The organism is Pseudomonas sp. TH10 (assembly GCF_016651255.1).
GTDB lineage: Bacteria > Pseudomonadota > Gammaproteobacteria > Pseudomonadales > Pseudomonadaceae > Aquipseudomonas.
Window position 1 is genome coordinate 1 of sequence record NZ_JAEKEG010000115.1, and the last position, 22,978, is coordinate 22,978.

General features: G+C 60.2%; 24 protein-coding genes and 1 pseudogene. 14 read left to right on the plus strand and 11 right to left on the minus strand.

The window, feature by feature from the left end; all coding sequences use genetic code 11:
• The 3 genes from JFT80_RS17720 to JFT80_RS17730 form a co-directional block, all read left to right on the plus strand.
• Nucleotides 1-941, plus strand: a 941-nt coding sequence (locus JFT80_RS17720) for a cbb3-type cytochrome c oxidase subunit I (RefSeq protein ID WP_201148737.1), incomplete at its 5' end; no start/stop codon positions are given.
• A gap of 78 nt (nt 942-1,019) precedes the next feature.
• The gene (locus JFT80_RS17725; RefSeq protein ID WP_045059099.1) at nt 1,020-1,571 is read left to right on the plus strand and encodes a cytochrome c oxidase assembly protein; all 552 of its coding nucleotides are present in this window, start codon (nt 1,020-1,022) and stop codon (nt 1,569-1,571) included.
• 25 nt (nt 1,572-1,596) lie between these two features.
• Nucleotides 1,597-2,484 (plus strand): cytochrome c oxidase subunit 3, encoded by an 888-nt coding sequence (locus JFT80_RS17730; protein WP_201148738.1) that lies wholly within the window; start codon nt 1,597-1,599, stop codon nt 2,482-2,484.
• Nucleotides 2,485-2,488: 4 nt separating this feature from the next.
• Here the strand turns inward: JFT80_RS17730 and JFT80_RS17735 are convergent, their stop codons facing one another.
• Nucleotides 2,489-2,692 carry a twin transmembrane helix small protein gene (locus JFT80_RS17735; RefSeq protein ID WP_008064738.1) on the minus strand — a complete coding sequence of 68 codons (204 nt, stop codon included), beginning with the start codon at nt 2,690-2,692 and terminating at the stop codon, nt 2,489-2,491.
• Nucleotides 2,693-2,762: 70 nt separating this feature from the next.
• Here JFT80_RS17735 and JFT80_RS17740 point away from each other — a divergent pair.
• The 5 genes and pseudogenes from JFT80_RS17740 (at nt 2,763) to JFT80_RS17760 (ending at nt 6,670) form a co-directional block, all read left to right on the plus strand.
• Nucleotides 2,763-3,502: pseudogene (locus tag JFT80_RS17740) on the plus strand (SURF1 family protein).
• Entirely contained in the window at nt 3,468-4,061 is a 594-nt protein-coding gene (locus tag JFT80_RS17745) for a hypothetical protein (protein WP_201148739.1), read from the plus strand. Before JFT80_RS17740 ends, JFT80_RS17745 begins: the two are co-directional and overlap by 35 nt.
• 10 nt (nt 4,062-4,071) lie before the next feature.
• Nucleotides 4,072-5,151, plus strand: coding sequence for a heme A synthase (locus JFT80_RS17750; protein ID WP_201148740.1), 1,080 nt, complete (start codon nt 4,072-4,074; stop codon nt 5,149-5,151).
• Entirely contained in the window at nt 5,139-6,038 is a 900-nt protein-coding gene (gene cyoE / locus JFT80_RS17755) for a heme o synthase (RefSeq protein ID WP_201148741.1), read from the plus strand. The genes JFT80_RS17750 and cyoE overlap by 13 nt, the downstream gene beginning before the upstream one ends.
• Nucleotides 6,035-6,670, plus strand: a complete 636-nt coding sequence (locus JFT80_RS17760) for an SCO family protein (RefSeq protein ID WP_201148742.1) — start codon at nt 6,035-6,037, stop codon at nt 6,668-6,670. The genes cyoE and JFT80_RS17760 overlap by 4 nt, the downstream gene beginning before the upstream one ends.
• 114 nt (nt 6,671-6,784) lie before the next feature.
• Here the strand turns inward: JFT80_RS17760 and JFT80_RS17765 are convergent, their stop codons facing one another.
• The 3 genes from JFT80_RS17765 to JFT80_RS17775 form a co-directional block, all read right to left on the minus strand.
• Complete coding sequence (locus JFT80_RS17765) at nt 6,785-7,555, minus strand: MetQ/NlpA family ABC transporter substrate-binding protein (RefSeq protein WP_201148743.1); 771 nt, start codon at nt 7,553-7,555, stop codon at nt 6,785-6,787.
• Between the two features lie 79 nt (nt 7,556-7,634).
• The gene (locus JFT80_RS17770) at nt 7,635-8,309 is read right to left on the minus strand and encodes a methionine ABC transporter permease (protein ID WP_201148744.1); all 675 of its coding nucleotides are present in this window, start codon (nt 8,307-8,309) and stop codon (nt 7,635-7,637) included.
• Nucleotides 8,309-9,316, minus strand: coding sequence for a methionine ABC transporter ATP-binding protein (locus JFT80_RS17775; RefSeq protein WP_201148745.1), 1,008 nt, complete (start codon nt 9,314-9,316; stop codon nt 8,309-8,311). The genes JFT80_RS17770 and JFT80_RS17775 overlap by 1 nt, the downstream gene beginning before the upstream one ends.
• A 262-nt stretch (nt 9,317-9,578) precedes the next feature.
• Between JFT80_RS17775 and katE the strand changes: the two genes are divergently transcribed.
• On the plus strand, nt 9,579-11,717 hold the full coding sequence (gene katE / locus JFT80_RS17780; RefSeq protein ID WP_201148746.1) for a catalase HPII: 2,139 nt from the start codon (nt 9,579-9,581) through the stop codon (nt 11,715-11,717).
• A gap of 121 nt (nt 11,718-11,838) precedes the next feature.
• On the opposite strand, the gene JFT80_RS17785 is transcribed toward katE, so the two are convergent.
• Genes JFT80_RS17785 through JFT80_RS17800 form a run of 4 tightly spaced genes read right to left on the minus strand, consistent with a single transcriptional unit; the run spans nt 11,839 to nt 14,638 of the window.
• Nucleotides 11,839-12,552: a PA5502 family lipoprotein gene (locus tag JFT80_RS17785; protein WP_201148747.1), complete on the minus strand. Its 714-nt coding sequence runs from the start codon at nt 12,550-12,552 to the stop codon at nt 11,839-11,841.
• 37 nt (nt 12,553-12,589) lie between these two features.
• Nucleotides 12,590-13,378 (minus strand): zinc ABC transporter permease subunit ZnuB, encoded by a 789-nt coding sequence (gene znuB, locus JFT80_RS17790; protein WP_201148748.1) that lies wholly within the window; start codon nt 13,376-13,378, stop codon nt 12,590-12,592.
• On the minus strand, nt 13,371-14,156 hold the full coding sequence (znuC, locus tag JFT80_RS17795) for a zinc ABC transporter ATP-binding protein ZnuC (protein ID WP_201148749.1): 786 nt from the start codon (nt 14,154-14,156) through the stop codon (nt 13,371-13,373). Before znuC ends, znuB begins: the two co-directional genes overlap by 8 nt.
• Nucleotides 14,156-14,638, minus strand: a complete 483-nt coding sequence (locus JFT80_RS17800; RefSeq protein WP_007911760.1) for a Fur family transcriptional regulator — start codon at nt 14,636-14,638, stop codon at nt 14,156-14,158. Before JFT80_RS17800 ends, znuC begins: the two co-directional genes overlap by 1 nt.
• 66 nt (nt 14,639-14,704) lie before the next feature.
• Between JFT80_RS17800 and JFT80_RS17805 the strand changes: the two genes are divergently transcribed.
• Nucleotides 14,705-15,625 carry a zinc ABC transporter substrate-binding protein gene (locus JFT80_RS17805; RefSeq protein ID WP_201148750.1) on the plus strand — a complete coding sequence of 307 codons (921 nt, stop codon included), beginning with the start codon at nt 14,705-14,707 and terminating at the stop codon, nt 15,623-15,625.
• Between the two features lie 121 nt (nt 15,626-15,746).
• Here JFT80_RS17805 and JFT80_RS17810 read toward each other — a convergent pair whose 3' ends face one another.
• A complete protein-coding gene (locus JFT80_RS17810) occupies nt 15,747-16,700 on the minus strand; it encodes a homoserine kinase (protein ID WP_201148751.1) in 954 nt (317 codons plus the stop codon).
• Between the two features lie 60 nt (nt 16,701-16,760).
• Nucleotides 16,761-17,057 carry a DUF2782 domain-containing protein gene (locus JFT80_RS17815; protein ID WP_122593142.1) on the minus strand — a complete coding sequence of 99 codons (297 nt, stop codon included), beginning with the start codon at nt 17,055-17,057 and terminating at the stop codon, nt 16,761-16,763.
• A gap of 94 nt (nt 17,058-17,151) precedes the next feature.
• Between JFT80_RS17815 and polA the strand changes: the two genes are divergently transcribed.
• Nucleotides 17,152-19,899 carry a DNA polymerase I gene (gene polA, locus JFT80_RS17820; protein ID WP_201148762.1) on the plus strand — a complete coding sequence of 916 codons (2,748 nt, stop codon included), beginning with the start codon at nt 17,152-17,154 and terminating at the stop codon, nt 19,897-19,899.
• Between the two features lie 380 nt (nt 19,900-20,279).
• Here polA and yihA read toward each other — a convergent pair whose 3' ends face one another.
• Nucleotides 20,280-20,924: a ribosome biogenesis GTP-binding protein YihA/YsxC gene (gene yihA / locus JFT80_RS17825; RefSeq protein ID WP_201148752.1), complete on the minus strand. Its 645-nt coding sequence runs from the start codon at nt 20,922-20,924 to the stop codon at nt 20,280-20,282.
• A 191-nt stretch (nt 20,925-21,115) separates the two neighbouring features.
• On the opposite strand from yihA, the gene JFT80_RS17830 reads away from it, so the two are divergent.
• The 3 genes from JFT80_RS17830 to JFT80_RS17840 all read left to right on the plus strand — a co-directional run bounded on the left by JFT80_RS17830 (nt 21,116) and on the right by JFT80_RS17840 (nt 22,969).
• Nucleotides 21,116-21,406, plus strand: a complete 291-nt coding sequence (locus JFT80_RS17830; protein WP_201148753.1) for a cytochrome c5 family protein — start codon at nt 21,116-21,118, stop codon at nt 21,404-21,406.
• A gap of 43 nt (nt 21,407-21,449) precedes the next feature.
• Complete coding sequence (locus tag JFT80_RS17835; RefSeq protein WP_095113107.1) at nt 21,450-22,061, plus strand: cytochrome c; 612 nt, start codon at nt 21,450-21,452, stop codon at nt 22,059-22,061.
• 266 nt (nt 22,062-22,327) lie between these two features.
• A complete protein-coding gene (locus JFT80_RS17840) occupies nt 22,328-22,969 on the plus strand; it encodes a thiol:disulfide interchange protein DsbA/DsbL (protein WP_201148754.1) in 642 nt (213 codons plus the stop codon).
• Nucleotides 22,970-22,978 lie beyond the last annotated feature (9 nt).

The window sequence follows — 22,978 nt, forward strand, 5'->3', positions numbered from 1 at the left end:
CGGTGCTGGCCGGTTGCGTGACGATGATGCTGATGGACATCCACTTCGGCACCAGCTTCTTCAGTGCGGCCGGGGGCGGTGATCCGGTGTTGTTCCAGCACGTGTTCTGGTTCTTCGGGCATCCCGAGGTGTACATCATGATCCTGCCGGCCTTCGGCGCCGTCAGCTCGATCATCCCGACCTTCTCGCGCAAACCGCTGTTCGGCTACACCTCGATGGTCTACGCCACGGCGAGCATCGCCTTCCTGTCGTTCATCGTCTGGGCGCACCACATGTTCGTGGTCGGCATTCCGCTGGTGGGCGAACTGTTCTTCATGTACGCCACGCTACTGATCGCCGTGCCGACCGGGGTCAAGGTGTTCAACTGGGCCAGCACCATGTGGCAAGGCTCGCTGACCTTCGAGACACCGATGCTGTTTGCCGTGGCGTTCGTGATCCTGTTCTCCATCGGCGGTTTCTCCGGGCTGATGCTGGCCATCGCCCCGGCAGACTTCCAGTACCAGGACACCTACTTCGTGGTCGCGCACTTCCACTACGTGCTGGTGCCGGGGGCGATCTTCGGGATCTTCGCCTCTACCTACTACTGGCTGCCGAAATGGACCGGTCACATGTACGACGAAACCCTCGGCAAGCTGCATTTCTGGCTGTCCTTCGTCGGCATGAACCTGACCTTCTTCCCGATGCACTTCGTCGGTCTGGCGGGGATGCCACGACGGATTCCGGACTACAACCTGCAATTCGCCGACTTCAACATGGTCTCGTCGATTGGCGCGTTCATGTTCGGCACCACGCAGCTGTTCTTCCTGTTCATCGTCATCAAGACCATCCGCGGCGGCCCGCCAGCACCGGCCAAACCATGGGATGGCGCCGAAGGCCTTGAGTGGAGCGTGCCGTCACCGGCGCCATACCACACCTTCACCACACCGCCGGAAGTGAAATGAACACCCTCGGCCTTGCGCGAATTCCTGTGGGAGCTGGCTTGCCAGCTCCCACAGGGGTCTCGGTATGGAGTTGGAATCATGGCTGACTCGATTTCGATGAAAAAACTGGTCACCCGCCTGCTGATGGTGGTGGTGGCAATGTTCGTCTTCGGGTTTGCCCTGGTGCCCATCTACGACGTGATGTGCAAGGCATTCGGCATCAATGGCAAAACTTCCGGACAGTACGAAGGTGAACAGACGGTGGATCTGTCTCGCCAGGTACGCGTGCAGTTCCTGTCGACCAACTCCGCCGACATGTCCTGGGACTTCTATCCCAAGCACGATGAGTTGACCGCCAACCCCGGTGCGGTGAACGAGATGATCTTCATCGCCCACAACCCTACCGATCGCCCGATGAGCGCCCAGGCCGTGCCCAGCATCGCGCCCAGCGCTGCGGCAGCGTACTTCCACAAAACCGAATGTTTCTGCTTTACCCAGCAAGTGCTGCAGCCCGGTGAACGGATCGAGATGCCGGTACGTTTCATTGTTGACCGTGACATGCCCAAGGATGTGAAGCACCTGACGCTGTCCTACACGCTGTTCGATATCACCGCCCGACATCCCCCGGTAGCTGTAAACACTGGCGGCTGAGCGTGCCCGATAAGGAGAACAATAAATGGCAACTCATGAGCACTATTACGTACCTTCCCAGAGCAAGTGGCCGATCATCGCCACGGTCGGCATGTTCGTCACCGTGTTCGGCCTGGCGACCTGGTTCAACGACCTGAAAGCTGCGCGCCCGGAATCCCACGGCCCGCTGATCTTTTTCGTCGGTGGCCTGCTGCTGGCGTACATGCTGTTCGGCTGGTTCGGTGCGGTGATCAAGGAAAGCCGCGCGGGCCTCTATAGCTCGCAGCTGGATCGCTCGTTCCGCTGGGGCATGAGTTGGTTCATTTTCTCCGAGGTGATGTTCTTCGCTGCGTTTTTCGGTGCGCTGTTTTACGTGCGGCACATCTCCGGGCCGGCGCTCGGCGGTGAAGGGCCGAAAGGCATCGCGCATATGTTGTGGCCAAACTTCCAGTTCACCTGGCCGCTGCTGCACACCCCGGATCCGAAACTGTTCCCGCCACCGAAAGACGTCATCAGCCCATGGGGCCTGCCGTTGCTCAATACGGTGTTGTTGGTCAGTTCCAGCGTGACCGTCACCATCGCCCACCACGCCTTGAAGAAGGGCCATCGCGGCGCGCTGAAAATCTGGCTGGCGATTACCGTGCTGCTGGGCTGCGCGTTCCTCTTTTTCCAGGCTGAAGAATACATCCACGCTTACAAGGAACTGGGCCTGACACTGGGTTCGGGCATCTACGGCGCGACGTTCTTCATGCTCACCGGGTTCCACGGCGCCCACGTGACCATGGGCACGATAATCCTGTTCGTGATGCTGATGCGCATCATGAAGGGCCACTTCGATGCCGAGCATCAGTTCGGTTTCGAAGCGGCGAGCTGGTATTGGCACTTCGTCGACGTGGTGTGGATCGGCTTGTTCATCTTCGTCTACGTACTTTGAGGCATCACCAAGGCGCGTGAGACACCAGCTGGCCGCTGAAGAATCCCCAGGCGATCAAGCCGACGGTAATGGCGGCCAGGGCTACACGAACACTCAAGGCAATGACGAGACGGTTCGAGCTGCTGTCGTCCTTGACCAGAAAAAACAGGCCGCTGAACAGGCTGACAACCGTGGCAATCAGCATCAGGACGATGGCTGCTTTGAGCATGGTGAGACTCCAGGGGAAATGCGATGCACTTGAGTATAGCTATCGCGACTACCGACATTCTGGCGACGTCATGAAGCGCTTCCGGCCAGGTATCGTGCCGAGTTTGGTGGTGGCCTTGTTGCTGCCACTGCTGGTCTCGCTCGGTTTCTGGCAACTGAATCGCGGCGCGGAAAAAGCGCGCTGCTGAACAGTTATGCCGAGCGCCGGGTGGCGCAACCGATGGCCAGCACTGCATTACAGCACACTGAGGATCCTGCCTTCCGCCGGGTCGTGCTGCGTGGCCAGTTCGATGCCGCGCACAGCCTGCTGCTGGATAACCGCCAACGGGACGGCAAGGTCGGGGTCGAGTTGCTGCAGCCGTTTCAGGATCAAGCCAGCGGCCAATGGCTGCTGGTCAATCGCGGTTGGCTGCCCTGGCCGGACCGGCGCATCCCCGCGCAATTCACCACGCCAGGCGAAGTATTGAACCTCACCGCCTGGGTCTACGTTGCTCCGGGCGCTACTTTCCAGCTTCACGCCGACCCGGCCACCACCACCTGGCCGCAACTGGTGACAGCGGTTGAGCCGGCGAAGCTCTGGGCAGCATTGGAGCGTGATGGTTTCCCTTACGAATTACGTGCAGAACCGGGTCCCGGGACCTACCAGGCCGATTGGCCGGTGGTCGCCATGGGCCCGGAAAAACACCTTGGTTACGCCGTGCAGTGGTTCGCCATGGCCACCGCCCTGCTCGGCCTCTACGTCTATTTGGGCTTGCACAACGCAAAGGAGAAACACCATGGGAACGGCCATGAATCCACCCAGCATGTCTGAGGCGAAACCTGCCACCAGTCGTCGTCGCGGACGCATTCAACTGTTGCTGATCCTGCTCGGCGTGATCGGCCCGATGATCCTCGCCACCGGCATGTACAAATTACAGTTCTGGGTGCCGGACGGCCGCAGCTACCACGGCGAACTGATCGGCAATGGCCAGACCCGCGCCGACCTTGGCGTGCAGGCTGATGATGAGCGCTGGCAGATGCTGGTCACAGCGCCGAAGGATTGCGCGGTGGATTGCCAGCAGCTTGTTTACCTCGCGCGGCAGATTCAGATCGGTCTGGGTCGCGATGCCGGGCGCGCCAGCCACGCGCTCGCCGTTGCGCAACCGGTCAGCGCCGATTACGAGGCCAAGCTCAGCCGCGAATACCCACAACTGCAACGTTATCCCATGGACCTGACCACGTTCAGCAAGACCACTGGTGACCACGCCGTGCCGCAGCTGTGGATCATCGACCCGCACGGCAATCTCGTGCTGCGTTACGAGCCGAATGTGAAAGGCAAGGATCTGCTCAACGACCTGCGTCACCTGCTGAAACTGTCGAACATCGGATAAGGGCATCGTCATGGCCAAACCTGGATTTCGCCTCGCGCTGTTTGCCACCCTGCTGGCACTGATTGTGGTGCTGCTCGGCGCCTACACCCGCCTGACCCACGCCGGTCTTGGCTGTCCGGACTGGCCGGGCTGCTACGGGTTTATCAGCGTGCCGAAAAGCGAAGCCCAGCTGGCCCATGCCGAACTGCATTACCCCGACTCGCCCGTGGTGGCGCACAAGGGCTGGAACGAGATGATCCACCGCTACTTCGCCGGCACCCTCGGCATGCTCATTTCGATTCTGGCCGGGCGCGCGTGGGTCAACCGTCGTCATCCGGGGCAGCCATTGAAATTGCCGCTTTTTTTGCTGGCCGTGGTGTTTGCGCAAGCGGCATTCGGCATGTGGACGGTGACGCTCAAGCTCTGGCCGCAAGTGGTCACCGGGCATTTGCTCGGCGGTTTTGCGACCTTGAGTCTGCTGTTTTTGCTGACGCTGAGATTGTCCGGTGTATTGCCGGCGCTGACCGTGCCACGACGCCTGCAGCACTGGGCAACCGCTGGTTTGCTGCTGGTGATCGGGCAGATCGCGCTGGGTGGCTGGGTCAGTTCCAACTACGCGGCGGTCGCCTGCATCGACTTCCCGACTTGCCACGGCCAATGGTTGCCGCCCGCAGACTTTGCCAACGGTTTTCACCTGACCCAACACATCGGCCCGAACTACCTGGGTGGACAACTGGACAGCGATGCCCGCACCGCGATTCACCTGACCCACCGAATCGGCGCGTTGCTGGTAACCCTTATATTGCTCGGCCTGGCGTGGCAACTCAAGGTCGTCGGCATGACCCGGCTGGCGGGGCTGGTGCTGGTCGCGCTCGCCGCCCAGATCACCCTGGGCATCAGCAACGTGCTGTTCCACCTGCCATTGCCGGTGGCCGTCGCGCATAACGCCGGCGGCGCAGCACTGCTGCTGACGTTGGTGCTGGTCAACTATCACGCGCGCACCAGTCTGGTCCGGGTCAGACAACCGGTGCTCGCCCGTTGGCGCCTGAGCCCGCGTAAACACGCAGCCGCGCCCATCACAATAAAAGGAGAAACGCCGTGGCGATTCTGATTGGCGAACGTCCGCATCAGGCGATCTGGCGTGATTATCTGGAGCTGACCAAGCCGAAAGTCGTGGTGCTGATGCTGATCACCTCGCTGGTCGGCATGTTCCTCGCGACCCGCGCCGGGGTGCCATGGACGGTGCTGGTGTTCGGCAATCTGGGGATTGCGTTGTGTGCCGGCGGTGCGGCGGCGGTCAATCATGTGGTGGATCGGCGCATCGATGCGGTGATGGCGCGCACGCACAAACGACCCTTGGCCGAAGGCCGGGTTTCACCTGCAGCGGCGCTGACTTTTGCCTTGGTATTGGCGCTGCTCGGTCAGGCCCTGTTGCTGACCTTCACCAATCCACTGACGGCGTGGCTGACGCTGGCCTCACTGCTGGGTTATGCGGTGATCTATACCGGTTTCCTCAAACGCGCGACGCCGCAGAACATCGTCATCGGCGGCCTCGCTGGCGCCGCGCCGCCACTGCTCGGCTGGACTGCCGCCACCGGCCACGTCAGCGCCGAACCGCTGTTGCTGGTGCTGATCATCTTCGCCTGGACGCCGCCGCACTTCTGGGCGCTGGCGATTCATCGCAAAGAGGAATACGCCAAGGCCGACATCCCGATGCTGCCGGTGACCCACGGCGAGCACTACACCAAAGTGCACATTCTGCTGTACACCTTCGCCCTGCTGGCGGTGAGTCTGCTGCCGTACGTGATCCACATGAGCGGCGCGCTCTACCTGATTTGTGCGCTTGGCCTGGGCGCAAGGTTTCTGCAATGGGCCGTGGTGCTGTACCGTGGCACTCGGCCGCACGCGGCGATCAACACCTTCAAGTACTCTATCTGGTACCTGTTCCTGTTGTTCATCGCCCTGCTCGTAGACCACTACTTACTGTTGAACCTATGACTCGAACCCAGAAAACCGTCTTCATCCTCGTTGCCGTGATCGCGCTGATCCTCGGCCTGACCGTCAACAAAGTGCTGAGCGGCAAGGGCCAGGGCGACCCGACTGCGTTGATCGATGCCGGCATTATCCTGCTGCCGCAAAGCCGTAACCTGCCCGACGTGACGATGACCGATCAGGACGGCAAACCGGTCGCGATCAATGAGTTGAAAGGTAAGTGGAGCCTGCTGTTCTTCGGCTACACCTTCTGCCCGGACATTTGCCCGACCACGTTGGCGCAACTGCGGCAGATCAAGAGTGAACTGCCCAAAGACGCTGTGGACAAGTTGCAAATCGTGCTCGTCAGCGTTGACCCGAACCGCGATAACCCCAAGCAGTTGAAGCAGTACCTGGGCTACTTCGACCCGCAGTTCATCGGCTTGACGCCGACCTCGATCGCCGACCTGCAAAAATTCGCCAATGCGGTGAGCATCCCGTTCATCCCGGCAGATACCACCAAGCCAAACTACACGGTGGATCACAGCGGCAACCTGGCGGTGATTGGCCCGGATGGGACGCAGCGCGGGTTTATTCGGGCGCCGTTGAATAATGTGAAGCTGGTGGCGCAGTTGCCGGTGATGCTCAAACGCCAATAGTTTTTTCAGGCACAAAAAGATCGCAGCCTGCGCCAGCTCCTACGTAATCGGGTCGATACCGATGCTTGTGCAGGCGCTGCCGAAGGCTGCGATCTTTTGCTTTTGGCCGCTAGATCAGAACGCTGGCAATACCGCGCCTTTGTACTTCTCGGTGATGAATTGCTTCACTTCCGGGCTGTGCAGGGCGGCGGCCAGTTTCTTCATCGCGTCGCTGTCCTTGTTGTCCTCGCGGGACACCAGGATGTTCACGTACGGCGAATCATTGCCTTCGATCACCAGCGCATCCTTGGACGGATCGAGTTTGGCTTCCAGCGCGTAATTGGTGTTGATCAGCGCCAGGTCAACCTGAGTCAGCACGCGCGGGATGGTCGCGGCTTCCAGTTCACGGATTTTCAGGTCTTTCGGGTTCTGCGCGATGTCTTTGACAGTCGACAGGATGTTTTTCGGATCCTTCAAGGTGATCACGCCTGCCTTGGCCAGCAGCAACAGCGCACGGCCGCCGTTGGTGGCATCGTTCGGGATCACCACGTTGGCGCCGCTTGGCAGGTCCTTCAGATCCTTGATCTTGCTGGAGTAGGCGCCCAGTGGCTCGAGGTGCACACCGGTCACGGCAACCAAGTGGGTGCCCTTGGCCTTGTTGAACTCATCGAGGTACGGCTGGTGCTGGAAGAAGTTGGCGTCCAGACGCTTTTCGGCGACCTGAACGTTTGGCTGAATGTAGTCGGTGAAGACCTTGACCTTCAGATCCACGCCTTCTTTGGCCAGTGCCGGCTTCACGAACTCGAGGATTTCCGCATGCGGCACTGGGGAGGCGGCAACGGTCAGTGTTTCGGCGTGGGCCGAGAATGCTGCAACGGCAGCAATAGCAGCGATCAGTTTTTTCATTCAGCTAACTCCTTTTCAAAGCGCCCGTTCCGGCGCCTGCCAGCGAATGGCCGGCTCATCTCTAAGTTACAAAAACCGGTTATTTGCGCGAGAAGTGTACGACCAGTCGATCACCGACCATCTGCAACACTTGCACCAAAATCAGCAGCAACACCACGGTGACGATCATCACGTCAGTCTGGAAACGCTGGTAGCCGAAGCGGATCGCCAGGTCACCCAGGCCACCGGCGCCAACCACACCGGCCATCGCCGTGTAGGAAACCAGTGTAATCGCCGTCACCGTAATCGCCGCGAAGATGCCCGGACGGGCCTCAGGCAGCAAGGCATTCATGATGATCTGCCGGGTGGTTGCGCCCATCGATTGGGTCGCTTCGATAATGCCGCGATCGACTTCACGCAGCGCGGTTTCCACCAGACGCGCGAAGAACGGTGTCGCACCCACGACCAATGGCGGAATCGCGCCAGCCACGCCCAGCGACGTGCCAGTGATCAGCACGGTGAACGGGATCATCACGATCAACAGAATAATGAACGGCAGCGAACGGAGGATGTTCACCGCCAGTGACATGAACGCGTAGAAGCCACGGTTTTCCAGCAACTGACGCGGGCTGCAAAGGAACAGCAACACGCCCAGCGGCAGGCCCAGCAGCACGGTGAACAGCAGCGAACCGCCGAGCATCAGCAGCGTGTCGCCAGTGGCCAGCCAGATTTCGAACCAGTCGATGTTGGAGAAGAAACTTGTCAGGGCTTCCATTAGCGCAGCACCTCCATGTGAACGTCAGCCGCGGTGAAGCGGGCAAATGCCGCCTCCATGTCGCCACCGGTGACGGCCAGAGTGAGTTGCCCATAAGGGACGTCTTTGATGCGGTCGATGCGGCCGGCGAGGATGCTGTAGTCCACACCCGTTTCGCGAGCGACAGTACCCAGTAAAGGCGCATAGGTCGCTTCGCCCTGGAATGTCAGACGCACGATGCGGCCTGGGACATGGGCGAAGTCGTCGCGTTGTTCACTTTCATCGATCTGCTCGTCTTCCTGCACAAAGCGCTTGGTCGTCGGGTGCTTGGGATGCAGGAACACATCGGCAACCGAGCCCTGCTCGACGATCACACCAGCGTCCATTACCGCCACCTGGTCGCAGACCCGACGAATCACGTCCATTTCGTGAGTAATCAGCACGATGGTCAGCTTCAACTCGCGATTGATCTCAGCCAGCAACTGCAGGACCGACGCAGTGGTTTGCGGGTCCAGGGCGCTGGTGGCCTCGTCGCACAACAGAATTTTCGGCTTGGTGGCCAGGGCGCGGGCGATGCCAACGCGCTGCTTCTGCCCACCAGACAACTGAGCCGGGTATTTTTTGGCGTGATCGGACAGCCCGACCCGCGCCAGCAATTCGGCCACGCGCTGGTCGATCTCGCTGCGCGACAGCTCGCCGGCCAGAGTCAGGGGCAGCGCGACGTTATCGGCCACGGTCTTGGAGGCCAGCAGATTGAAGTGCTGGAAAATCATCCCGACCTGTTGGCGGAAGCGTCGCAGGCTGCTGGCGTCCAGCGCAGTGACCTCTTCACCGTCGACGAAGATCTTGCCGCCGCTGGAGTCTTCCAAGCGATTGATCAGACGCAGCAGGGTACTTTTTCCCGCACCGGAATGGCCGATCAGGCCGAAGACCTGACCGTTCTCGATCGAGAGGCTGGTCGGGTGCAGGGCGGGTATGTCCTTACCGGCGACGCGGTAAGTTTTGTGGACGTTTTGAAACTCGATCACGTAGCGAACCTTGTGGGGCGCGTTAGAAAAGGATCAGCGGTTAGCCGGGCGCGCATTTTAGCCTGTCCGTATAGAGGTTCTTAGCATTTATTTCGCATTCAACCAGCGATTTGGCAATAACGCGATCAAAGGTCAGAAAAAAGGAACGGCTGAAACAGTCACCAGTCATTTATTAGGCAGCTCGAGAATCGCCAGGTGCCGTGCCTGGAACATTGCTCACAAGTCCGGCTAGGACGAGATCGCAACGAGGAGTTTACGACTGATGAGTACCAAGAAACCTGCCACACCTAAAAGCGAACTGGCCGGGACCGATACCCTGGACCGCAGCAACACCAACGCCAAACTCGATAGCCTGGAAAAATTCCGCTCCGACGCCACCGGTCAGGCCCTGCGCACCAACCAGGGTGTGAAGATCGCCGACAACCAGAACACCCTCAAGGTGGGCGCCCGCGGCCCATCGCTGCTGGAAGACTTCATCATGCGTGAAAAAATCACGCACTTTGACCACGAGCGGATTCCCGAGCGCATCGTCCACGCCCGCGGCACCGGCGCGCATGGTTTCTTTCAGGCTTACGAAAACCATGCAGCGCTGACCAAGGCCGGTTTCCTGCAGGATCCGGGAAAAAAGACGCCGGTATTCGTGCGCTTTTCCACTGTGCAGGGCCCACGCGGCTCCGGTGACACCGTACGTGACGTGCGCGGCTTTGCCGTGAAATTCTTCACCGACGAAGGCAACTTCGATCTGGTCGGCAACAATATGCCGGTGTTCTTCATTCAGGACGCGATCAAGTTTCCCGACTTCGTTCACGCGGTGAAACCCGAGCCGCACAACGAAATCCCGACTGGCGGTTCCGCCCACGATACCTTCTGGGACTTCGTCTCCCTGGTGCCGGAATCGGCGCACATGGTTATCTGGGCGATGTCCGACCGGGCAATCCCGAAAAGCTTGCGCAGCATGCAAGGCTTTGGCGTACACACCTTCCGGCTGGTCAACGCCGAGGGCAAATCGCGCTTCGTCAAATTCCACTGGCGCCCTACCGCCGGCACTTGCTCGCTGGTGTGGGACGAGGCGCAGAAGCTCGCCGGTAAAGACACCGACTACCACCGTCGCGACCTCTGGGAAGCCATCGAGATGGGCGACTACCCGGAATGGGAACTGGGTGTGCAAATCATCGAAGAGGAAAACGAGCACGACTTCGATTTCGACATCCTCGACCCGACCAAGCTGATCCCCGAAGAAATCGTGCCGATCACGCCGCTGGGCAAAATGACGCTGAACCGCAACCCGGACAACTTCTTTGCCGAGACCGAACAGGTTGCGTTCTGCCCCGGCCACATCGTGCCGGGCATCGACTTCTCCAACGATCCGCTGCTGCAAGGTCGGCTGTTTTCCTACACCGACACGCAAATCAGCCGCCTCGGCGGGCCGAATTTCCATGAGCTGCCAATCAACCGGCCGGTGGCGCCGTTCCATAACGGCCAGCGCGATGCCCAGCACCGCACGGTGATCGACAAGGGTCGTGCGTCTTATGAGCCGAACTCGATTGACGGCGGCTGGCCGAAAGAAACGCCGCCAGCCGCGCAGGACGGAGGTTTCGAGACGTATCCGGAACGCATCGACGCCGCCAAGATCCGCCAGCGCAGCGAGTCGTTCAGCGATCACTTCTCCCAGGCGCGGCTGTTCTTCAACAGCATGAGCGCGCATGAGAAAGAGCACATCATCGCCGCCTACAGCTTCGAGTTGGGCAAGGTTGAACGTGAGTTCATCCGTGCGAGGGAAGTGAACGAGATTCTCGCCAACATTGATCTGGAACTGGCCAAGCGTGTGGCGGCCAACCTGGGTCTGCCGGCACCCAAGGCCGGCACGGTCGATGTGCCGAAGACTTCGCTGGATCGCTCACCCGCGCTCAGCCAGGCCAACCTTCTGCCCGGCAACATCAAAAGCCGCAAGGTGGCGATTCTGGCGGCCAACGGTGTCGATGGCGCAGCGATTGATGCGCTGAAAAAAGCGCTGGCAGCCGAAGGGGCGCACGCCAAGCTGCTGGGGCCGACTTCGGCACCCGTGAAGACCGCTGACGGCAAGACACTGCCGGTGGATGCGTCGATGGAAGGCTTGCCGTCAGTGGCGTTTGACGCGGTGTTCGTGCCCGGTGGCGCAGCCTCGATCAAGGCCTTGAGCACCGATGGGGTGGCGCTGCATTACGTGCTGGAAGCCTACAAGCATCTGAAGGCGATCGCCTTGCACGGCGAAGCCAAGCAGTTGCTGGACGTGCTCAAGCTAGAGGCGGATGCGGGATTGATCGTGGGAGCGGATACGAAGCTGTTCAAACCGTTTATTGCAGCGATCGGGCAACATCGGGTCTGGGATCGTGAGCCAAAAGCCAAGGCGGTTCCGGCTTAATATTTGTTGCGTTAGTAAGGATGCCATCGCGGGCAAGCCTTGCTCCCACAGGGTTAACGGCTGAACACACATGCTGTGATCAGCGCTAACCACTGTAGGAGCGAGCTTGCTCGCGATGCTTTTAAGGTTTACGCGGAATCAAAACCATCTGCGCAGGAATATTGCGCAGAATCTGCTTCTTCAGCTTCAGATCAAACTCCGAATCAAGCTTCTTCACCCGCTTGGTCAATAAAGTCGCCAACCACGGATAATCCTGGGTACGCGGCGCTTGAATGCTCACTGCGCACTCGTAATTCACCACATCGGCAGCGATCGCGTCCAATTGGCGGCGCAACTTGGCCATATCTGTCAGGTTTAGCGCCACCGTGGTGCTTTCGGCCGTGGGGTCGATGACTTTGGCTGCTGGCTTGGCTTCGGCCGCCATGAGCGCCGCTTCCGCTTTATCCAGTTCGGCCTTGCGTGCATTAACGATGGCATTATTGACCCCGCCGGTCAGCGCGGGTGCCTTGGGCATCAGCGCCCGAGCCCGGCTGAGGGCCGTGGCGGCAGCATTCACATCACCTTTTTGCAGCACAATGCGGCTGCGCAGCAGATAAGCCTCGGCCAATTGACGCTGGTACTGCTCGAGCGATTGGTCATTCGGGGCCTCGGCCTGCAAAGCAGCCAATTGGTCTTCGGCAGTGGCCAGTTCGCTGCTGGCCAGGCTTTGCTCCAGCTGTGCGATGGCCGTAGCTCGCGCATCGGGGGCTTCGGCCACCGGCGGCGTGCTTTGGCAGGCGCCCAGCAGCACGGAAAATGCGACAAGGAGCAGATAACGGGAGGCGAACGGCTTCATTCCTGCGACTCTCTAATTGCGCAAAAAGCGAGCAAGTCTACACCCCTCGACGGGGCAGAACAAAACTCAGCAGAAACAGTGCGGCGGCCGTCACAACGATTGACGGGCCGGCCGGGGTGTCCTTGAACCACGACAACGCCAGCCCGCCACACACGGCGAGCATGCCCAGCAGGCTCGCGCCCACTGCCATCTGCTCTGGCGAACGGGCGTGACGCTGTGCCGCAGCCGCCGGGATGATCAACAGCGAAGTAATCAGCAAAACCCCGACGATTTTCATCGCCACAGCGATCACCACCGCAATCAACAGCATCAGCGCCATGCGTAGCCCCGCCACCGGCAGGCCTTCGACTTTGGCCAACTCTTCATGCACGGTGACCGCCAGCAATGGCCGCCACAGCGTCACCAGCAACACCAGTACCGCCGCGCTGCCGCCGAGGATCCACGCCAGGTCGGTCGGGCTGATCGCCAGCAGGTCACCGAACAGATAGGCCATCAGGTCGATCCGCACTTCATGCATGAAGCTTAGTACTACCAGCCCGAGCGAGAGCGTGCTCGGTGCGAGAATTCCCAAAAGCGTGTCGGACGCTAGCGGCTGGCGCTGTTGCAAGGTTACCAGCAGCACCGCGAGCAACAGACAGCCCACGGTGACGGCAATGGCAGGACTGACATCCAGCAGAAAACCCAATGCCACGCCGAGCAGGGCGGCGTGGGACAGGGTGTCGCCGAAATAGGCCATGCGCCGCCAGACCACGAACGAACCCAGCGGCCCCGCCACCAGCGCCAGGGCCAGGCCTGCAAGCAGGGCGTAGAGCAGAAAATCAGCCATGCTTGCAGCTATCTCCATGAACATGGGTAGAGGCCGGTGAGGCCGTACTGACCACCGAACCGTGCAGATCGTGAGCGTGGTCGTGATGGTGGTGATAGACCGCCAGGCTCTGCGCGTTCTTGCCGAACAGCTCGACAAACGCCGGATCGCCGCTGACCTGCTCGGGATGCCCGGAGCAGCACACGTGTCGATTCAGGCACACCACCTGATCGGTGGTGCTCATCACCAGATGCAAATCGTGGGACACCATCAACACGCCGCAGCCATGACGGTCGCGCAGACGGGTGATCAGGCTGTACAACTCGGCCTGGCCGGCAACATCGACGCCTTGTACCGGCTCGTCGAGTACCAGCAATTCCGGCTCGCGCAGCAACGCCCGAGCGAGCAGCACACGCTGCATTTCACCGCCGGAAACGCTTTGCACCGGGCTGTCAATAACGTGTTCGGCGCCAACTTCCTTCAACGCGGCCAGCGCACGCGGACGGTCAACGCCCGGCACCAGACGCAAAAAGCGCAGCACCGACAGCGGCAAGGTCGGATCGACGTGGAGTTTTTGCGGCATGTAGCCGACGCGCAGTTTCGGCTTGCGCCAGACACTGCCGCTGTCCGGCTTCAACAGCCCGAGCACGGCGCGCACCAGCGTGGTCTTGCCAGCGCCGTTGGGCCCGATCAGGGTGACGATCTGTCCCGGCTCGACGCTCAGCTCGATGTTGTCCAGCACGGTCTGCCCGGCAAACGTGACGGCGACCTGTTCCAGACGGATCAGCGCGTTGCTCATCAAGCCCCCTGGCAACCGGAGCAGAGGCCGACGACTTCGACGGTCTGCGCTTCGACGATGAAACCGACATCCTTGGCGCTGTTGATGATCGCGTCGCTGATCACTTTTTGCTCAAGTTCGATCGCGGCGTGGCAATCACGGCAGATCAGGAACTGGCCCTGATGCGCATGCTCCGGATGCACACAGCCAACGAAGGCGTTGAGCGAGGAGATGCGGTGCACCAGGCCGTTTTCGAGCAGAAAATCCAGCGCCCGATAGACGGTTGGCGGCGCGGCACGACGGCCGTCCTGCTCGCTCAGCACGGCGAGAATGTCGTAGGCGCCCAGCGGTTTGTGGCTCTGCCAGACCAATTCCAGCACCCGGCGGCGCAATGCAGTCAGGCGCAGGCCTTTCTGGGCGCACAAGGTATCGGCCTCGGACAAAGCGCTGTGCACGCAATGAGAGTGGTCGTGGGGACGGCTGGCAATCGGTGTGATAGGCATGGGCGGCGACGAGTTTTGATAGAGACGTTATTATGTTACCCGTTCTCGCCTCCTTGAGTGGTCATCGTGTCCCGACTTTTTTCTGTTTTTGTGGCTTTTGTCGCCAGTTTTCTGTTGATCGGTTCGGCTCAGGCCGAGGTCAAAGTCCTCACCAGCATCAAACCGTTGCAGCTGATTGCAGCGGCGGTGCAGGACGGCGTGGCGATCCCTGAAGTGTTATTGCCGCCGGGTGCGTCGCCGCATAACTATGCTCTGCGGCCATCCGACGTACGGAAGGTGCAGTCGGTGGATCTGCTCTACTGGATCGGCCCGGACATGGAAGGTTTCCTGCCGCGTGTGCTCAACGGTCGGACGTTGCCAAGCGCGGCGGTGCAGGATCTGCCGGGGATGAAGTTGCGTCGTTTCGCTGAAGACAGCCATTCCTACGCCGAAGACGCCGACGAACATGATCACGATCACCGTCCGGGCACACTGGACGCACATTTGTGGTTATCGCCGGTCAATGCGCGGGTGATCGCCGACAAGATGGCCGCAGACCTCAGCGCTGCCGACCCGGCGAATGCCGAACGCTATCAGAGCAATGCCAAGGCTTTCGACGAGCGTCTGGATGCACTGGATGTGCGTTTGAAAAAGCGTCTGGCAGGCGTAGAAGGCAAGCCGTACTTCGTTTTTCACGAAGCGTTCGATTACTTTGAAGAGGCTTACGGCCTGAAGCATACCGGCGTATTCAGCGTCGCAGCCGAAGTGCAACCGGGTGCCCAGCACGTTGCCGCCATGCGCACGCGACTGCAGGAAGTGGGCAAGACCTGTGTGTTCAGTGAGCCGCCGTTGCGCCCGCGTTTGGCCGAAACCCTGGTGGCGGGTTTGCCGGTGAAACTGGCTGAGCTGGATGCGTTGGGCGGCTATACGCCGGCGACGGCCCAGGGTTATGAGCAGGTGCTGGAGAAGTTGGGTAACGACCTGGCGGGATGCCTGGAGTCACTGTAAGCAACACCACCCCTGTAGGAGCGAGCTTGCTCGCGAAGAAATCTGCAGCAATGTGGGGTGCCAGGCACCCCGCGTTATCGTTGACGACCCTCGCGAGCAAGCGCTCCTGCACATAATGGGGTTAAAGGGCGAACGGTAGCGGTGTATTGACCTGCTGCCGCTGCGCCAAACGCTGTTCAAATTCCTGCGGATCGTGAATCAGCACATCCTGCCCGGCAAACTGCTCCGCCGCGATCAACCGCGACAGCCAGAACCGTACACAGGCCACGCGCAACATCGTCGACCACAACTCAGCCTCCGCCGCCGTGAACGGCCGCAGCGCCGCATAAGCGCCGAGGAATGCCCGGGCACGCGGCCCATCGATCAAACCTTCTTCGTCCGAACACCAGTCGTTCAAGGCAATCGCCACGTCGTACAGCATCGGCCCCGAGCAGGCGTTGTAGAAGTCGATCAACCCGGTCAGATGCGTGCCTTCGAACATCGCGTTATCGCGAAACAGGTCGGCATGAATATTCGCCCGAGGCAGCGCGAGAATCTTGTCTTTGCGCTCGGTGATTTCCTCCAGCGCTTTCTGCAGCAAGGCACGCGGCTCGTTGCTCAGGTGCGAAAGAAACTCGGTGCCCTCCTCCAGCATCCAGTCCAGGCCACGATCGGTCTTGCGCTTGATCATGCGCTCGCCCTGGGTCGCCAGGTGCAAATGCGCCTGCAACTCGCCGACCTGCGCGCAATGCTGGGCATTGGCGATTTTGATGTGCTTGCCAGACAGACGCGGTTGCAACAGCGCCGGTTTGCCTTTCAGCTCACGCAACGCCACGCCGTCGGTGGTGCGCAGCGCGTACGGCACCGGCAGGTCGGCAGCGTGCAGCACGTCGAGCAGGTCGATGAAGAACGGCATCTCTTGCACCGGGCCGCGCTCGACGAGGGTCAGGACGAACTCGCCCTGCTCCAGGCTGATAAAGAAGTTGGTGTTTTCGCTGCCGGCGGCGATCCCCTGGAAATCAAGCAGACGGCCAAGCCCGTAAGGGGCGAGAAAGGTTTCCAGCTCGGGCCGAGCGAGGGGAGTGAACACAGACATGGTTAAAAACTGCTCAGTTCAGGCGTCGCTGTCAGCGACGCCGATTAAAAGTCGGGAAACTTACTTCCAGGTAAAGATTTCCCACGACGGAATCAGCATATCCGGCTGGTCGGATCGAATGTAGTTCGCGTCCGAGCCATCGGCGCGCACCAGGAAATAGGGTTTGCCACCCTTCGGTGTGACCTTGATCGCATAGACGAAGCCACTGCGGCTGTATTCCTGGATGACCTTGTCACCTTCCGTGTGCGTGTTGATAGTAACTTCCGGCTCCGAGGCGGGCGCATCATCCGCCGCCATCGCGGCCAACGGTGAGGCAGCAATCAGACCGACCAGCAGCAAGCGATTTAACGTACGCATGATAACCTTGTCCCTTTGTCGTCAACGGTCCCGCTATTCTAGCGCCGGACCCGCCGAAAAGGTTGATCCTGCTCATGAGCCAAGCCCCCTCGTCCTGGTGGACGGTTCTTCTTACCTGTACCGCGCCTTTCACGCGCTGCCGCCGCTGACTACTTCCAAAGGCCTGCCCACCGGCGCGGTCAAAGGCGTGTTGAACATGCTCAAGAGTCTGCGCAAGCAGTACCCGGACAGCCCGTTCGCGGTGGTGTTCGACGCCAAGGGCGGGACCTTTCGCGATGAGATGTATGCTGAATACAAGGCCAACCGCCCAAGCATGCCCGACGATATGCGCGTGCAGATCGAACCGCTGCACCAGAGCGTGATCGCCCTCGGCTTCCCGCTGCTGTGCGTGGAAGGTGTCGAGGCCGACGACGTGATCGGCACCCTCGCCCGCAGCAGCGCGGCGGCGGATCGCCCGGTGATCATCTCGACGGGCGACAAGGACATGGCGCAACTGGTCGACGGCCACATTACCTTGGTCAATACCATGTCCGGTAGCTCGATGGACGTGGACGGCGTGAAGGAGAAATTCGGCGTCGCACCCGAGCAGATCATCGATTATCTGGCGCTGATGGGCGATTCCTCCGACAACATTCCGGGCGTACCGGGCATCGGCCCGAAGACCGCTTCCGGCCTGTTGGTTGGCGTCAACGGCGGCCTCACCGAGCTGTACGCAAACCTCGATATCGTCCCGACCCTGCCGATTCGCGGTGCCAAGACCCTGCCGGCCAAGCTCGAAGAGCACAAGGAGATGGCGTTCCTCTCCTATCAACTGGCGACCATCAAGGTCGACGTGCCGCTGGACGTCGAACTCGACGACCTGCAAATGGGCGCAGAAGACCCGGCCAAGCTCTACGAGCTGTACACCCTGTTGGAATTCAAGAGCTGGTTTGAAGACAACCAGCGTGAGGCCAAGCGCTCGGGCCAGGAGATTGTCGAAATTGCCCAGGAACAGCCGGGCGCCGTCGAAGCTCAATACGAAACCATCCTTGACCAGGCACGCTTCGAAGCCTGGCTGGACAAGCTCAACAACGCTCCGTTGATTGCGTTTGTTACTGAAACCAATGGCGGCGATGCGCAGCACTCGCAACTGGTGGGCCTGTCCTTCTCCGTTGCCGCAAATGAAGCAGCCTACATTCCCCTGACCCACTCCTACATGGGCGTCCCGGAACAGCTGGATCGCGACAGTGTTTTACTGGCGTTGAAGCCGCTGCTGGAGAATCCGCACAAACTCAAGGTCGGCCAGCACGCCAAGTTCGAAACCAACATCCTGGCCAACTGCGCCATTGGTGGCGATCAGAGCAACGGGATCATGGTCCGGGGCATTGCCTACGACACCATGCTCGAATCCTATGTACTGGACTCGACGGCAACGCGCCATGACATGGACAGCCTGGCGCTGAAGTACCTGGGCCAGAGCAAGACTGACATTCAGGAGATCGCAGGCAAAGGCGTCAAACAGCTGACTTTTGACCAGATCTCCCTTGAACTCGCCGGCCCCTACGCTGCCGAAGACGCCGATGTGGTCTTGCGCCTGCACCTCGCCCTGCAGGAAAAACTCGCAGCGACACCGAGCCTGTGCACGGTCCTGGACGAAATCGAAATGCCGCTGATGCCGGTGCTGGCGCGCATCGAGCGTCAGGGCGCGCTGGTGGACGCCAATCTGCTGGGCATCCAGAGCGTTGAGCTCGGCGAAAAACTCGTCGCCCTTGAGCGCGAGGCGTTTGCCATCGCCGGTGAGGAGTTCAACCTGGGCTCACCCAAGCAACTGGGGGTGATTCTTTACGAAAAGCTGGGTCTGCCAGTCCTCAGCAAAACCGCCAAGGGTCAGGCCTCCACAGCCGAAGCGGTACTGGCCGAGCTGGCCGAACAGGATTACCCGCTGCCCAAGGTGCTGATGCAGTACCGCTCGCTGAGCAAACTGAAAAGCACCTATACCGATCGGCTGCCAGAGCAAATCAATGCGCGTACCGGCCGTATCCACACGTCCTACCAGCAGGCCGTGGCGGCCACAGGACGCCTGTCGTCGATCGACCCGAACCTGCAGAACATCCCGATTCGCACCGCCGAAGGCCGGCGAATTCGCCAGGCGTTCGTTGCGCCGAAGGGCTACAAGCTGCTGGCGGCGGACTATTCACAAATTGAACTGCGGATCATGGCGCACCTGGCCAAGGATGAAGGACTTTTGCATGCCTTCCGCAATGATCTGGACGTGCACAGGGCCACCGCCGCCGAAGTGTTTGGCGTCGAGTTGGCCGATGTCACCACCGACCAGCGCCGCAGCGCCAAAGCGATCAACTTCGGCCTGATCTACGGGATGAGTGCGTTTGGCCTTGCCAAACAGATCGGCGTAGATCGCAAGCAGTCCCAGGCGTACATCGACCGTTATTTCGCGCGCTACCCAGGCGTACTGCAATACATGGAGCGCACCCGCGCCCAGGCGGCCGAGCAAGGTTATGTCGAGACCATCTTCGGCCGCCGCCTGTACCTGCCGGACATCAACGCGAAGAACCCGGCCCTGCGCAAAGGCGCGGAACGCACAGCGATCAACGCCCCCATGCAGGGCACCGCGGCGGATATCATCAAAAAAGCCATGGTGGCGGTGGATAACTGGCTGACCGCGTCCGGCCTGGATGCCAAAGTCATCCTGCAGGTCCACGATGAATTGGTGCTGGAGGTGCGTGAGGATCTCGTGGATCAGGTTCGCGAAGAAATCCGTACGCACATGAGCAATGCCGCGAAACTGGACGTGCCACTGCTGGTCGAAGTAGGTGTGGGTAACAACTGGGATGAGGCTCACTGAGTCCCGATTCACCCCATACTGCAGGAGCGAGCTCGTTCGCGAAAGACCTGAAGGGCGCCGAAGATAATCTGGCGCCCCGCAGAATCGCTAGACCATTGCCGAGAGCAAGTTCTCTACACAGGAACCGCACCGCGGCAATTAGTCGCGGCCTCGCGGGTTAGACCGCAATGTTCTTGGGGTTATTCCAAAGCTTTTTGAAAAAAATCTGAACTAATCTGGAAGGACACTACTCAGAGTTACTGAATGGCTGGTGAAGCCCTTCGATGCTCCTATGTTGTGTTAAGTGTTGGCAGATATCTGAACCCCGCCCTAGCGGTTCGGAACTTAAACCCCGGAATTCTCCCTCCCCAATGAAGTCCGGGGCTTTTTTTGCGTGCGATTTATTGCTCGGCCGTTTGCGCACCCTTGTCAGCCAGTTCCATCCAGCCGGCCAATACGGTGTAGGCCTCTTCCAGGCCCATGCGTTTTGGCGCCGAGAACAGCTGGATGGTGACCAGATCGCCCCAACCCTTGCGAATTTCGGACTGCACTTTGAGCAGGGTGTTCTTGGCTGCGCCGTAGGTCAGCTTGTCCGCTTTGGTCAGCAGGATGTGCATTGGCATGCCGGCGGCAACGGCCCAGTCGAGCATCAGCAGGTCGAAGTCGGTCATTGGATGACGGATGTCCATCATCAGAATCAATCCCTTCAAACTCTCGCGGCCACCCAGATACGCTTCCAGGTGACGCTGCCAGTGCAGCTTCAGCGGGATGGGTACTTTTGCATAACCGTAGCCCGGCAGGTCGACCAGACGGCGATCATCGTCTAGCTTGAAGAAGTTCAAGAGTTGCGTGCGACCGGGCGTTTTCGAGGTCCGCGCCAGGCTGGCATGCGTCAGGGTGTTCAGCGCGCTGGATTTACCGGCGTTGGAACGGCCGGCAAACGCCACTTCGAAGCCTTCGTCGTCGGGACATTGATCGACTTTGGCGGCACTGAGCATGAATGTGGACTGTTGGCACAGGCCGAGGATGGGATTCTTGAGTTGCATGGGATTTCCGATGTGGGCGGCGCCGGGATTGGGCGCGGAACGCGGTGTCGCTTCCGTTTCAGTGACGCCAGTATATAATGCCGCAGATTTTGTGTGTGCTTTGTCCCAGCGTAGGATGAAGTTCACGAGAGCGACAGACCTTGATTGCGCATTAGAACGCAGAACGCTCTCAACCCTGAAAAGGTCGTTTTATGACGAAATGGCTGCTGGCTGCCGGAGTCTTGATGCCGCTTTACAGCGCACAGGCTACACAGGATCCGGAAGCTGTGTACAACCGTGTTTGTGGTGCCTGTCATTCCGGCCAACTCCCAACGGCGCCCGAAAGAGGCGATCAGGAAGCTTGGACGCCGAGGTTGGCGAAAGGTATGGGGACGCTGGTGCAACACGTGACCCAGGGTTTCAAGGCGATGCCGCCGCGTGGTTTGTGCATGGACTGCAGTGCCGAGGATTACCAAGCCATCATCCTTTGGATGAGCGAGTAAGCCCGGTCCATAACTTAACCCTTAGCCGTAGTTGGATTAGCTGATGAACAAATTGATCGTGAGTCTGCTGTTGACCGTGGGAATCTCAGGTTTCGCTCATGCTGCCGGTGATGCAGCAGCAGGCCAGGCGAAAGCCGCCGTATGCGGAGCCTGCCATGGCCCGGACGGAAACAGCATGGCGCCAAACTTTCCGAAACTGGCGGGGCAAGGTGAGCGCTACCTGACCAAGCAACTGCACGACATCAAGTCGGGCAAGCGCACTGTTCTGGAAATGACCGGCCTGCTGACCAACCTGAGCGATCAGGATCTGGCCGACATCGCCGCCTATTTCGCCAGCCAGAAAGGCAGCGTCGGCGCGGCTGATCCGAAGATCGTCGCTCGCGGTGAAGCCCTGTTCCGCGGCGGTAACCTGGCCAAGGGCCTGCCCGCCTGCACCGGCTGCCACTCGCCCAACGGCGCCGGCAACGCCGCCGCAGGCTTCCCGCATCTGGGTGGCCAACACGCTCAATACATCACCAAGCAGTTGACCGATTTCCGCAAGGAAGAAGGCGGCCGCACCAACGATGGCGACACCATGACCATGCAGACCATCGCCAAGCGCCTGAGCGACGAAGACATTGCTGCGGTCTCCAGCTACATTCAGGGTCTGCACTAAGCGCGCCGTATCGAGTGTTGAGCGAGGCTGACGATCAGAAGATCGCAGCCTCCGGCAGCGCCTACTGGCGGCTTGCGCGATCGAATACAGGAGCGGACATCTCCTGCAATGTTAACGCTCGATTAATCCGTCGCAGCAAGTATAAAAAGGGTGGCTTGGGCCGCCCTTTTTTGTGGCCGCTGCCGTTACACTACAGAACTCATGCCCGCCAGGGCCTGTCTGAAAACAGGTCGCGCGAGGCGAACAAAATTGTCCAGGAGTAAAGCATGCGTAATCTGATCATCAGCGCCGCTCTCGTCGCTGCCAGCCTGTTCGGCGTGACCGCTCAAGCCGCCGAAGCCCCTGCGGCCCCTTATGTCGAGTTGGCCAACCCGGTCCCGGTGGCAGAGCCTGGCAAGATCGAAGTGGTCGAGCTGTTCTGGTACGGCTGCCCGCACTGCTACGCCTTCGAACCCGTGATCAACCCTTGGGTTGAAAAACTGCCGTCCGACGTCAACTTCGTGCGTATTCCTGCCATGTTCGGCGGCCCGTGGGACGCTCACGGCCAGATGTTCCTGACCCTGGAAGCCATGGGTGTCGAGCACAAGGTTCACAACGCCGTATTCAACGCCATCCAGAAAGAACACAAGAAGCTGATCGACCCACAGGAAATGGCTGATTTCCTCGCGACCCAAGGCGTCGACAAGGACAAGTTCCTGGCCACCTTCAACTCCTTCGCCATCAAAGGTCAGATCGTCAAGGCTCGCGAACTGGCCAAGAAGTACGAAATCACTGGCGTTCCAACCATGATCGTCAACGGCAAGTACCGCTTCGACATCGGCTCCGCCGGTGGTGCCGAACAAGCCCTGCAACTGGCCGACCAACTGGTGGCCAAAGAGCGAGCGGCAACCAAGGCTGCTGCCAACTAAGCGCGGCAA